This is a genomic window from Brevibacillus choshinensis (genome assembly GCF_001420695.1).
GTDB classification, from domain to species: domain Bacteria; phylum Bacillota; class Bacilli; order Brevibacillales; family Brevibacillaceae; genus Brevibacillus; species Brevibacillus choshinensis.
In genome coordinates this window covers 77,157-89,525 of the sequence record NZ_LJJB01000007.1, presented here as the reverse complement: position 1 = coordinate 89,525, position 12,369 = coordinate 77,157, and the positions used below count along the sequence as shown (strand labels likewise).

Here is a 12,369-nt window from a genome sequence, read left to right as displayed (position 1 = left end):
TTACGCAGTCGAAATCGTCTTTCGTCTCGAGCTCTGGTAGAGATGCAACTTTTGATTGTACTGCAGTTGCTTTTCCTGATCGTCTAGCTTCTGTTTGCCTTTCGCAAGCTCTTCTTGCACCACCTGATGAGCCAACTGCACATGGTTTCCAAAGCGCCCCTCTTGCAAAATCTCGCAAAGAGCCTGAAATCCTTCGATGTTCAATTGTGCCAGGCTGCGCGCACTGTGGTGGCAGACCCACCAGTTGGAATCGACCACTGCCTTTTTCAGCAGCGGAATGTGGACGGCAAGACCCAGCGTCCCAATCGACTTTGCTACGGCAGCCCGAATCTCCCAATCCTGGTGAGCAAAAAACTCCCGTACTCGTTTGTCTGTCAGCAGGCGAGAATCCTTGCACATCAGCTTGACTGCCTTGATTCGCACCTCTTTTTCCTTTGCATGAACGAGCTTGTGCAAATACGGTTCCAGATTGGATTGATTGTTTACGGACAAACCGATCAGACCAATCTCGACCAGATCCGTATCTGCCTCCTGCAAAAAGGCAACGTACAATGGACCCGTGTCCACCTCTGATTCGCTGAGGATATCAACTATCAGCGGATGGAAGTTTTTTCGATGCTTGACGAGCTGCCGCACCATTTCATCCAGATCATTCCCGTTCCGCGCACATTTGGCTACCGCACGGGCAACGATAAACAGGCTGGGATCATAGTCGAGTTTTTCTAACAGCTGCAGCAAGCCAGGGACGGCGCGCTGGGAGCGCATTACCCCCAGATTGTAGGCTGCGTCCACTCTCGTCCACTTCCACGAACCACCCAGCCGTTTCAGATCGAGGTCTACTAACCCCAGATCTTCACACAGCCATGCGAGCTTCTGCCGATGCACACCAGTGAAGCGCTCCATCAGCTCAAACAGCTTTTTCTGAATGATTTTCTTTTCCTGCAGGGTCACTTCTCCATAGGGAGTCCTCAACCGCTCTTCCTCTTCCCCATGAGCCTGCAGGTACACAAAGTAATCCTGGTATTTCTCCAAGCACAGCTTGGTTCGTTTTTCAGCAGCAATATTTCGCAGCTTCAGCCCGAACAGGACCAAAAGACCGAGTACGGTCACACCGCTTAACACGTACAGAAAAACGTATGCCGTCTCCAATGGTGTTTGCACGTTCCTCACACTCCTCTAGACGCTTCCTTGTTACTTTTGCAAAATGGACGGCTTCATATCACGATAGGTCTTTTGCAAGATCGAGTAGCTTTGTTTTTTCCGTTCGTGATAGCGTACTTGCTCCCATGTTGGCCATGAGTAAATAGGTAGCTCAGAGACACGGAACGGACTGCTCTCTTGTGGCAAGCTCGTCGTCTGGGCCTTCGCGCGATCAACGATCCACGGCAGGATGCGAATTCCTTTCGTCGTCGCCGTTTTAAAGGTCTTCCCTTCTCCCTGATAGCTCATGACCGCAAGTGAGCTGGGATCGGTAAAGCCAAGCAGCATCCACGGAACCCGCATCTCCACTACCTTGCCTTTCACTTGCCACGCCGCCAGTGAATTGTAGCTGGCATCTTCTGAATCGGTCGTTCCCCGCGCAAGCTTACCCACTCCTACCTCTTCCATCGGGTAGTATTTTTTACTATCTGGCGGTTCCATTTCCAGTCCAACTGCGAGCTTCCACGGTTTGAACACTCCCGAATCATCATGCATCTCTTCTTCCTTGACCGGTAGCATCCCGTACGCTTTGCCGTATAGCCGGGTATGAAAATCGTAGTTGGAGGAGATGCGAATTTCGCTCTCCTCGTCTTTTCCTAGACTGATGAGTGTTTCCAGTCCTTCGTCCAGTCTGACGCCTCCCAGCTCCGGAGCATGGCGATTGCCTCCTGGAGTCGTGTCTACACCGAAGTACAGCTTTTCCTTTTCCGAATCAAACGAGTGATCCAGTTGCGCCATAAGGTAGACGTACCCTTCGTCGTGAGCCATCCAGATTTCCTCAAAACCAGGGACAGCGAGATCGAGTCGTTGTTTTTCCTCAGGCTGCATCTTATCCCAGTCGGAACGATCACCGTCGATGTTGAGCACCCCATCTTTGTTTGGGTACATCCCCAACAGACCGAATAGCGATTCGTTCGTCAGCACGTTGATCCAGAATGAGCGTCGGTCTTCAGGCAATTCAAAGCGCATGGTATTCCATGTCTTCTTAAACCATTCGTCCTGCCAAGCAAAAACAATCCCGCCGGCGTAACCTTCTTCGCCAATCTCACGCATCAGTGCTGCGTTGATTTCTCCTTGCTCTTTTTCCGTATGTCCGCCTTGATCACGTCCGAGGTTGCCCAGATGCGCGGTTCCCCAGGATGCCGGAACACCAAATTCCGTTACCATGATCGGCATGTCTTTGTGATAGGCTTTCAGCTGGCGCAAGTACGCTTTGTACGTGTCGATCTCTCCTGCTTCATTCTTCACCTGCTGTAGAGCAGGGTCGTGGCGGAAGAAATCTGGATAGTATGGATACACGTGATACGAGGCGAAATAGCCTGCATCCCACGAAGCGACCTGGATATGAGTAGGATCTACACTGACCAGGTCCTCCTGATAGATCGGCTCTCCCGGGTGGGAAAGCGGATCCGTCGTCACCCAATTTGTGAAAGTCATCGGGTGCTGCCAGCCATGCTTACTTTCCTCCTGGGCGACGGTATCCACCATCTCAGTCAACCAGGTTTCAAAAGCGGTCGACTTGTCCGTCGTACGGAAGTGCACACCTTGATAGGAAACTGACTTGGCATGTAGCTTATTGGTATTCTGCACCATCACAGGGTCCCATTCTGTCCCTGTGTGCCAACCGATCAAGTACGGTCCGGCGTTCGCGCGATACTTTCCACTTGCCTTTCCTTGCTTTTCGGGAAGGGTAATGTCTCCGTAGACCGCCCCTACCGCATCCTGAATCTCATGGCGAAACGCTTCTCGAATCTCTGGCAAGTAGGCATCCTTCTTTTCGATGAGCAGTTCCTCTGGACTCCATATCCCTTGCATTAAATAGAGAGGTGCCCCCTCCTTTTTGTGATTGTAGGAAACCAGCGCTTCATAAAATTCAGGAGGATGAATTGTATACACCCGTATGACGTTGGCTCCCATCTCATCGATCATGGCAAACCAACGCAGGTAATCTTCTTTTTTGATTGGCAGCTCCCCCGGGTAATGACCGGGTAAAGATGCCCCCAGATTTACCCCTTTGACAAAGAATGGCTGCCATTTTTGATCCTGATAGATTTCGATTTGGTCACCAGTGGTGCGGAATTTCATTTGAAAACCACTTGCTGTTTCCATACTCTCTACGCGGCTTATATCCCAAAACCACCACAGATAGCTGATTCCCGCCACCAACAGTAACGTGAGGCTCACCCATTTCACGCGACTATTCTTTCGTTTCAATTCCCGTCACCCTCCGATACATCGCCTAGAGCTTCTGATCAAATCAGCGGGCCTACCGACATTGTCATTGTAAACATAGGGACAAAAGCCTTCCCATAGACTGAAATCACTATTATGCTTTTTTCACAGTTGTAACGAAAATGTAATATTCCAGCACAATAACCCAAATCGTCCTACGTTTTTTGGCGGTAAGTCCTGCAACCTCCCCTGCCATCCGTACCAGACATTTTTGTAAGTAGGTACATATGCTCGTTCCTTTTTTTTCCTCTTCCCAATGAAAAATGGTAGGTTGCTACCATCTGAAAAAGTATTTGTAAAGATTTCATATCCACAACTTTGAAAAACGGTTAGACGTTTTTCAAAGAAATTAAAAAATATCGAAGAGTCACATACTCATCCCTGAAAATCCAATACGAAAGGAATAATCTAGAAGGAGGTTATTTTTCCCATGTCATCCAGGACTCAGAAACAGACTTTACCCCCACAGCACCAAAATCAACGGCCTGGCATCGAGAACGAAATGGTCCCTCTTTGAGATGCGCTGGAAACAGGCGGCTAGTTGATGGTGATGATAGCGGTTGCATGTTTACTGACTGTACGGAATATTCTGTATCATAAAACATCCATCATCCAGCTGACCCATCTTAGATCAGCCAGTCGTCTTCCTTACGGTTCCACCACAGCAAATCCCGTATGGAAAGGATGGGAACCGGATGAATGTTTCTCGTTGCTGTGGCGCTTCGACAAAGGTGGAAACTCGATCGGATCATCCCTACTTTTATGATGACATGTATGATTTGCGGGTTCCTGTCCTCGTCTGTTCGAAATGCGGAAAAATGATTGATCAACATTCAATCGAAGCGGGTAAGGATGAAGAAAAATAGTTGGGTGTTGGATAGGAGGGAGAATGGATATGCATTTGCAGAGAGCCTTGACTTCGAGGAACAAAGCAGACTTTTTGGTTGAGTTGGTCCAGACGGTCAGTGGCTTGTTGTTAGTTGGTTTTTTGTGGACGCATATGCTTTTTGTCGCCAGTATTCTCCTAGGGGTTGAGGCTTTTAATACACTGGCCCATTTCATGGAGCAGTTTCGGCTGTTGGATCTTGCCGTGATTTTCATCATCCTTACTGTTGCCTCGCATGTTGGGGCGGTGCTTCGCCGGATTCCCGGCAGATGGCAGGAACAAAAAATCGTGTGGAGGCATGCCAAAATCATCAAACATCAGGATACCTGGTCTTGGCTGTTCCAGGCCGTCACCGGAAGCGCTCTTCTGCTCTTAATCATCATTCATGTCTTCACTGTTGTTTATGTCGGAATCGATTCCAAGCTTAGCGCAGATCGTGTTCATTCATGGATGCTTTGGTTTTATCTCGTTTTTCTGGTATTGGCTGAGTATCACGCCAGTGTCGGTCTGTATCGAGCACTAGTCAAATGGGGATTTGTGCAACGTCACAGCCTGAAACGAGTGTTAACAGTCGTAACCGTCTGTACGATCGCCTTAGGTTGTATCAGCTTGTGGGTATTTTATTCATTGGGGGGTTCCGTATGAGCCGATATGACCATTTCACTTCGGACGTACTGATTGTCGGAGCCGGGTTGGCTGGTGAACGTGCAGCCATCGAGGCGGCTACTCAGGGACTGAACGTCATGATCTTGAGCTTGGTCCCCCCCAGGCGATCCCACAGCTCTGCGGCTCAGGGCGGCATGCAAGCTTCACTCGGCAACAGCACCATGGGCAAAGGAGACAATACCGATGTTCATTTTGCCGATACGGTCAAAGGTTCCGATTGGGGGTGCGATCAGGATGTTGCCCGGCTCTTTGCCGAAACGGCTCCGATTGCCGTTCGGCAAATGTCAGCCTGGGGAGTTCCGTGGAACCGCGTTGTTGCAGGCACGCGTATGTATGACGGCAAAGAAATCCATGAAGCTCCGGAAAAAGAAGGACTGATTGCAGCCCGGAATTTCGGCGGAACAGCCAAATGGCGCACGTGCTATACAGCAGATGGTACAGGTCATACCCTTCTCTATACCATGGACAGTGTTGTCATCAAGCTGGGAATTTCCGTTCATGATCGAACTGAAGTTCTTTCTTTGATTCATGACGGCACTCGCTGCAACGGCGTAGTAGCCAGGTGTTTACGGACCGGAAAACTCCGGGTGTATACGGCAAAGTCTACCGTCATGGCGACAGGCGGATATGGCAGACTTTATGGCGCTTCCACCAACGCCATCATTAATGAAGGGAACGGCATGTTTGTCGCTTTGGAAACGGGGGTCGTTCCTCTCGGCAATATGGAGGCCGTTCAATTCCATCCCACAGGCATTGTCCCCTCATGGATTCTCATTACGGAAGGTGCGCGCGGCGATGGCGGATACCTGTTGGATAAGGATCTCCGCCGATTCATGCCTGATTATGAGCCGAATAAGAAAGAACTTGCCTCCCGGGATGTGGTATCGCGCCGCATCATGCAGCATATTCGGAAAGGATATGGCGTTGAAAGTGCTTACGGGCCCCATGTCTGGTTGGATATTCGGCATCTCGGCGAAAAGCACATCAATACCAATTTGCGGGAGATCGCCAATATTTCCCGTAATTTCACAGGAATAGACCCTGTTCATGATTTGATACCCGTTCGCCCGACTCAACATTACAGCATGGGCGGAATCCGTACCAATATTGACGGAATGGCTTATGGACTGGAAGGGTTATTTGCCTTGGGCGAAGCTGCTTGCTGGGATATGCACGGTTTTAACCGGTTGGGCGGAAATTCACTCGCGGAAACGGTCGTGGCCGGTATGGTTGTAGGTGATAAAATTGCCAAATACACGAAGGAAGCCTCCACTCATGTATCATCGGCGCAGATTGAAGAGCATGTGCGATTCCAGGAAGACCGCATCCAAGCATTGATCCATTGCCGCAACGGGAAAGAGAACGTCTATGAACTGCGCCATCAGATGGAGAGCATCCTTAGTGAAAACGTGGGGATTTTCCGTTCGAAGGAACCATTGCAAAATGCAGTGGATCAACTGCATGAACTACATCAGCGTTCCTTTCACATCGGCCTTCGCAGTGGTGGGCAGGGTGCCGATCCGGAGTTGGCTTCCGCGCTCAGAATCACAGGAATGATGAAGCTGGCTTATTGCATCGCCGGTGGAGCATTGGCGCGAACCGAAAGCCGAGGTAGCCACTACCGTGAGGACTATCCGAAAAGAGACGATGAACACTGGTTAAAACGGACTTTGGCCTATTGGCCGACTGGAGCCGACCGACCTGTGTTGAAATACGAACCTGTGAAAATTACCGAATTGCCTCCTGGTGACCGGGGATACGGCGAAGCAAGTGCAGGAGCAGCAAGCGCCAAACGGTGATCTTCTGATTTGAGTGGAATGGAGGAATAAAGATGGGTCATCGGCAATTGACGTTTCATATCTTTCGCTACAACCCGGAAATTCCAAAAGAGAAACCTGCCACCGTGTCCTATGTCTTGCAGGAAGAAACGGGTATGACGTTATTTATTGCTCTCAATAAAATTCGCGAAGAACAGGATCCTACATTGAAATATGATTTTGTTTGTCGTGCAGGCATTTGCGGCTCTTGCGGTATGTTGATCAATGGCAAACCCACCTTGGCCTGCAGGACATTGACCAAGGATTTACCAGCGGATATTACCCTCATGCCCCTCCCCGTCTTCAAGCTTCTTGGCGATTTATCGGTGGATACAGGTACGTGGTTTCGGGATGTTTCACTGCGGACAGAAGCCTGGGTACATACCGAAAAATCCTTTGATCCTCATTCACAGGAAGAACGGATGGACAATGAAACAGCATTGAACATCTATGAAGCGGAACGTTGCATCGAATGCGGATGTTGCATTGGCGGTTGCGCCACCGCCAACATCAAGCCGAACTTTATTGGGGCCGCAGGTGTCAACCGTGTAGCGCGGTTTATGGCTGATCCCCGGGACGAACGGAATGAACAGGAGTACTTCGATGTCGTCGGGTCAGAAGACGGTATTTTTGGCTGCATTGGCCTGATGGCATGCGATGATAATTGTCCGATTGGAATCCCCCTGCAGGGGCAGCTCGCATATGTCCGCAGGAAAATGGCAGTTGCCGGTTGGAAGCGGTGACTAAAAACAGTGAAAGTACAAAAACCGGAGCAACTGTATGCTCCGGTTTTGCATTTACTACAAGTACGGTTACTCCATCTCGTTACGCTGGACAGAAGCGACGGGTTCAACGGTTTCCTTATACAGTCGCACCAGCTCACTTTCTGCTTGAGCCGGCTCCCCTTGCTTTGCCAAATAATCCTGAGAATCCCGTTGCTGATCGTTTGGTTTTCCGTTGTTCGGCCTAGACATGTATGTACCCCTCCTCTTTATTGCCAACACCCTTTTTACTATTGGTGAAGAGGCGGGGCTTTATTCGTTCATCCTCACTTACCTTTCTCGGTGTCTGTTATTAGTGGATCCAGGAGTGGCGATGAGTGATTACTGAGCGGTTTCTTCCAAAGCTGCGAGAGCCTTTTTGATGCGGTTTGGATTGAAGCCCAGGATCTGCTTGTCCCCAATGAGGGTCAGAGGAACGGACATCATGCCCAGACGGCTCAGCTCTTCCCCATATGCATCGTTTTCATCAATATTGCGCTCTTCGAAAGAGATGTTTTGTTCAGTCAGGTATGTTTTCAATTGCTTGCAGAATGCGCAGTTTGTGCTGGAGTATACAATTGCTTGTGCCATGAGTAGTTCTCTCCTTTTTCTTTAGAGGGGTTATTTGTATTGTGGAACGATTTTGGATCGTTTATTAATATATCGGTCCACAGCCATCGCTGCAATAGCTCCGTCTGCTGCAGCCACAACCGCTTGCTTGACAGGAGTCTTGCGCACTTCTCCGGCTCCGAATACACCTGGAACCGATGACTGCATAAACTCATCCAAAATCATGAAGCCTTCGTCATCCAAGGGAACCTGTCCATCCAGAAAATCAGTACCTGGCTTGCTTCCAGAGAGGAAAACAAAGACGCCATCAACATCGAGCATCTCTTCCTTTCCTTCCGCAGAGCGAATCCGAAGCCCTTCTACCGAATTCTTACCGACAATTTCCAACGGGCGCGTACGGAAGAAAATTTCTGTGTTAGGCAGCTCTGGTGTTTCTTCTATCCCTTGCAGATCCGCACGTGGGACAAGGAAAGTGATGCGATCAGCAAATTTTGTAAGCGCATGTGCTTCTTCTACGGCTTCTTCCGTATCGCCGATGACCGCAACGTGTTTTCCTTCATAGAAAGCACCGTCGCAAGTCGCGCATGTACTGACGCCGCGACCAAGCAATTCCTCTTCTCCGGGAAGCATGCGATTACGTCCTTTGGAACCAGTTGCAACGACGACCGCTTTGGCTTCAAACGTACCATTCGCAGTGAAGACCGCTTTCACGTCATCTTCCACATCTACCGCAGAAATGGTTGTCTGGATAAACTCAGCACCAAAGCCCTCCGCTTGTCTGCGCATCTTATCGAGCAATTCTTTTCCCGAGAGCTCGCCTTCCACGCCGGGATAATTAGCTATTTTATGGGTCAGGGCAAGCGCACCTGTACCGGGTGCCTTGTCGATTACCAGCGTTTTCAAATTTCCCCGGGCTGTGTAGATGGCAGCGGATGCTCCTGCCGGTCCTCCGCCGATTATGATCACATCATACATAACGGCTCCCCCTTTCTCATTATCAGATTAAAATTATTATCAACTAGGAACATTTCTCATTTTACTAGATCCCAGTTGAAAGTCAATATCTTTTTATAATTATTTTAAATAACTCTCATTTCCATTGATAGATCAAGTTTTTTGAGGCAGTAATTTTTAATTAATCGAACTTACTCACTACTCGGCATTATTTTGCGATTCTAAATTCAACTGATTTCATTGACGGATCAATCGAATCAAGATAAAGTACCCCTATCTCACTTGAACGCACAAAAGCATAAAAGTGCGAAAATGCGATCGACTCGTGAGTGGTACACCAACATCAAGGAGTTGCCTGGCCGTCATGAACAAGTCTTTATCTTTTTCCCAAAGTATTTGGGTGCTGCTAGCTGTTTTTGCCATCTTGTTCCCTGCTCTCTTTTGGGGAAAGGTCGAACCACATATGCCGCTTCTTCTCTCTACCATCGCTGCCGCTGTTCTCTTGCGAATATTCGGTGTTCCCTGGAAGCAGATGGAGGAAGGCATCGTCAAAGGCATTCAGTCAGCCATTGCTCCCATCCTTATTCTCTGTCTGATCGGAATTTTGATCGGGGTCTGGATGATGAGTGGAACCGTCCCTACGATTCTTGATTATGGGATTGCTGTCATTCGCCCTGAATATTTCACGATCAGTGCGCTCTTTTTAACCATTATCGTCTCCACAGTCACAGGCAGTTCTTTCACAACGGTAAGTACCGTCGGAGTTGCCTTGATGGGCGTTTCTACTGCACTTGGTTTGGATCCACTCATGACTGCCGGAGCGATCATCTCGGGTGCCTGCTTTGGCGATAAAATGTCACCCCTGTCAGATACGACTAATTTTGCAGCCGCCGTGGCTGACGTTCCTCTGATGACGCACGTCAAGTACATGACACATACCGCCCTTCCTGCACTTGCTGCGGCCGCCGTATTCTTTGGTCTTCAGGGCCAGACCGTTCAGGTCAATCTGGATGCGATTCAGGACATCCGTCTGGCATTGGAGCAGCATTTCACGCTCGGTCTGGTGACCTTGATCCCAGCTCTGGTCGTTCTGGTCTGTTCCGTCCTGCGCAAGCCTATCTTACCTACGCTCGTATTCGGGATTGTCAGTGGTGTACTGGTAGCCGCTCTCGTGCAAGGCGTTCACTCACCTGTCGTGTGGATGGAAGTCATGCAAAAAGGCTTCGTCAGCGAAATTCCCAACGAAGCCGTCAAAGCTATTGTCAATCGCGGTGGATTGTTGTCGATGACCTGGTCGCTCGCGCTGATTCTCATCGCTCTGTCACTCGGGGGACTTCTCCAGTCGAGCGGCGTTTTCCAAGGTCTGTTTGCCGGTCTGATCCAGCGTATTAAGCGGGACGGTGGCATGGTTGGTTTGGCCGGCTCTTCTTCGATCCTGGTCAATGTCCTGACAGGTGAACAATACTTGTCCATCCTGCTGCCAGGTCAAATGTTTCGTGACGCATTCGTCGCTCGGCATATGGCAGGGAAAAGGTTGTCCCGGACATTGGAGGATTGCGGTACGCTGGTGAATCCGCTCATTCCGTGGGGCGTCAGTGGTGCGTTTTTCACCTCTACCCTGCATGTATCGACGATCGATTACTTGCCTTATGTACCTTACCTATGGCTCTCGCCTATCATTACGTTCCTGTACGCGTGGCGACGACAAAAAGCTTAATCACTCGCATACACGGTCGTGCAATTCTTTCCCTTTCGCTTGGAGCGGTACAGCGCCTCATCTGCTGCCCGCTTCAGGCTATCAGCTGTATCGGCATCATCAGGAAAGCGAGCGATTCCAACGCTCACAGCTACCGGGATCGAGCAATCGTCCTGAACGAGTGGACGAGTCCGCAAATACTCCCGAATTGCTCGTACTTTTTCTTCCGCTTCCTCCATCTTGGCACCTGGAGAAAGTAGCATGAACTCGTCTCCTGCATAGCGGTACACTGTGTCCCCTTTATCCGTACTCGACTTTAGTGCCTCCGCAATTCGCCGGATCAGCTCATCACCAGAGTGATGACCGTAGTGATCGTTCACTGCTTTCAAATTATCCGAATCGAGCATGATCAGGACTACAGAAGAATCTTCCTTCTTCATCAGCTTTTCCAGGTCGTTGTGAAACGCGCGATAATTGCTTAGGTCCGTGAGCTCGTCCTTAAACGACATCTGATATACCCGCTCGTACAATCTCGCCGTCTCCATCGCACTGGCTACCTGGAAGCCGATGATCTTCAAAAGCTCCTCATGTTCTTTTTTGTAAGCGAACTCCCGATAGGATTGGGCCGAAATAACGCCTTTCACCTGATTCCCCAGCATCAGAGGCACAAAAATACAGGTGTTTGTGTCGATTTCCGGGCTACCCCAACGGATCATTTCCGGCTCACTCGGTTCATCTCTCATCGTGCGGATGTGGATCGTCTGTCTCGTGTCGACTACACGTGAAATCATCCCTTGACCATAAGGAACGATGAGTGGGCCATAATTGATTCCACTGTCAATGCTGATCGGGATTCGTATCTCACTGTCACCTTCGTCAAAAAAGGCGATGAAAAAAGCATCCGCGCGCATGACTCTGGAAACGAGCTCAAATGCTTTCCACAAGATCTCGCCCTCATCAAAAGTCTTGGCGAAAATATGGCTCAGGTCGTGCAATATTTTCATATGCTCTGAGATCCACAGCATCTCGGTGATCTTTTCATGCAACTCCCCGATTTGCTTCATGACATTGCCGTGGAGCGTACTATCTTCTTCTGATAGCATCCCTGCAAGCTCGCGCTCTACTGCTTCTATTTCAGAGCGATCCACTTCTTCGATACGGTTCAGCCATTGGCTATATCGATCCAACAACTGCCGTGCATACGCTTCTCTTACCGCGAAGTCTTCATGCATGTACACCCCTCCGGCCACCCAAGTAGCTTACAATTTTTTCTCGTGATATCGCAGGGCAGCAGCACGGATCGCTTGCAAAACGGCACCCTGACCCGGAGCCAGGAAACGCTCTTGCACGACCTGCGTAATTTCCTGCATGCCGTCTGCTACTGATTTTCCCAGTAGTAGACTTACCAGGAATTCGCTCGTCTTGTCCATGACAAATGTAAAGCTTGCATCGCAAATCACATCGTGATCCGCGTCAATTATCAGTACACATCCTACCATTGTCGATACTTCATACAGCGTGGTCCCTTTTGGGATTTGCGCAAAGCCCGCCGTCAGAACCGTATTTTTACCCAGATGGTCAGCCATC

12 protein-coding genes are annotated in these 12,369 nt (G+C 49.6%); 5 read left to right on the top strand and 7 right to left on the bottom strand.

Annotated features, from left to right (window positions below; all coding sequences use genetic code 11):
- Together AN963_RS00450 and AN963_RS00445 are read right to left on the bottom strand one after the other, a co-directional pair.
- Entirely contained in the window at window positions 1-1,161 is a 1,161-nt protein-coding gene (locus AN963_RS00450; protein ID WP_055742607.1) for a HEAT repeat domain-containing protein, read from the bottom strand.
- Window positions 1,162-1,191: 30 nt separating this feature from the next.
- Window positions 1,192-3,414, bottom strand: coding sequence for a hypothetical protein (locus tag AN963_RS00445; protein WP_055742606.1), 2,223 nt, complete (start codon window positions 3,412-3,414; stop codon window positions 1,192-1,194).
- Window positions 3,415-4,127: 713 nt separating this feature from the next.
- Between AN963_RS00445 and AN963_RS31750 the strand changes: the two genes are divergently transcribed.
- Genes AN963_RS31750 through AN963_RS00430 form a run of 4 tightly spaced genes read left to right on the top strand, consistent with a single transcriptional unit; the run spans window position 4,128 to window position 7,544 of the window.
- A complete protein-coding gene (locus AN963_RS31750; protein ID WP_236707842.1) occupies window positions 4,128-4,298 on the top strand; it encodes a hypothetical protein in 171 nt (56 codons plus the stop codon).
- A 29-nt stretch (window positions 4,299-4,327) separates the two neighbouring features.
- The gene (locus tag AN963_RS00440) at window positions 4,328-4,963 is read left to right on the top strand and encodes a hypothetical protein (protein WP_055742605.1); all 636 of its coding nucleotides are present in this window, start codon (window positions 4,328-4,330) and stop codon (window positions 4,961-4,963) included.
- Window positions 4,960-6,783, top strand: coding sequence for a fumarate reductase flavoprotein subunit (locus AN963_RS00435; protein ID WP_055742604.1), 1,824 nt, complete (start codon window positions 4,960-4,962; stop codon window positions 6,781-6,783). Before AN963_RS00440 ends, AN963_RS00435 begins: the two co-directional genes overlap by 4 nt.
- Before the next feature lie 32 nt (window positions 6,784-6,815).
- Window positions 6,816-7,544 (top strand): fumarate reductase iron-sulfur subunit, encoded by a 729-nt coding sequence (locus tag AN963_RS00430; protein ID WP_055742603.1) that lies wholly within the window; start codon window positions 6,816-6,818, stop codon window positions 7,542-7,544.
- 69 nt (window positions 7,545-7,613) lie between these two features.
- Here AN963_RS00430 and AN963_RS31080 read toward each other — a convergent pair whose 3' ends face one another.
- From AN963_RS31080 to AN963_RS00420, 3 genes are all read right to left on the bottom strand, one after another.
- Window positions 7,614-7,775 carry a hypothetical protein gene (locus AN963_RS31080; protein ID WP_161827246.1) on the bottom strand — a complete coding sequence of 54 codons (162 nt, stop codon included), beginning with the start codon at window positions 7,773-7,775 and terminating at the stop codon, window positions 7,614-7,616.
- A gap of 129 nt (window positions 7,776-7,904) precedes the next feature.
- The gene (locus tag AN963_RS00425; RefSeq protein WP_055742602.1) at window positions 7,905-8,153 is read right to left on the bottom strand and encodes a glutaredoxin family protein; all 249 of its coding nucleotides are present in this window, start codon (window positions 8,151-8,153) and stop codon (window positions 7,905-7,907) included.
- 30 nt (window positions 8,154-8,183) lie between these two features.
- Window positions 8,184-9,107, bottom strand: coding sequence for an NAD(P)/FAD-dependent oxidoreductase (locus AN963_RS00420; RefSeq protein ID WP_055742601.1), 924 nt, complete (start codon window positions 9,105-9,107; stop codon window positions 8,184-8,186).
- Between the two features lie 343 nt (window positions 9,108-9,450).
- On the opposite strand from AN963_RS00420, the gene nhaC reads away from it, so the two are divergent.
- A complete protein-coding gene (gene nhaC / locus AN963_RS00415) occupies window positions 9,451-10,803 on the top strand; it encodes a Na+/H+ antiporter NhaC (protein WP_055742600.1) in 1,353 nt (450 codons plus the stop codon).
- On the opposite strand, the gene AN963_RS00410 is transcribed toward nhaC, so the two are convergent.
- Both AN963_RS00410 and AN963_RS00405 read right to left on the bottom strand, forming a co-directional pair.
- A complete protein-coding gene (locus AN963_RS00410; RefSeq protein WP_055742599.1) occupies window positions 10,800-12,014 on the bottom strand; it encodes a sensor domain-containing diguanylate cyclase in 1,215 nt (404 codons plus the stop codon). The two genes, nhaC and AN963_RS00410, sit on opposite strands and share 4 nt — an antisense overlap.
- A 27-nt stretch (window positions 12,015-12,041) precedes the next feature.
- Entirely contained in the window at window positions 12,042-12,368 is a 327-nt protein-coding gene (locus AN963_RS00405; protein WP_055742598.1) for a DUF3870 domain-containing protein, read from the bottom strand.
- Window position 12,369 lies beyond the last annotated feature (1 nt).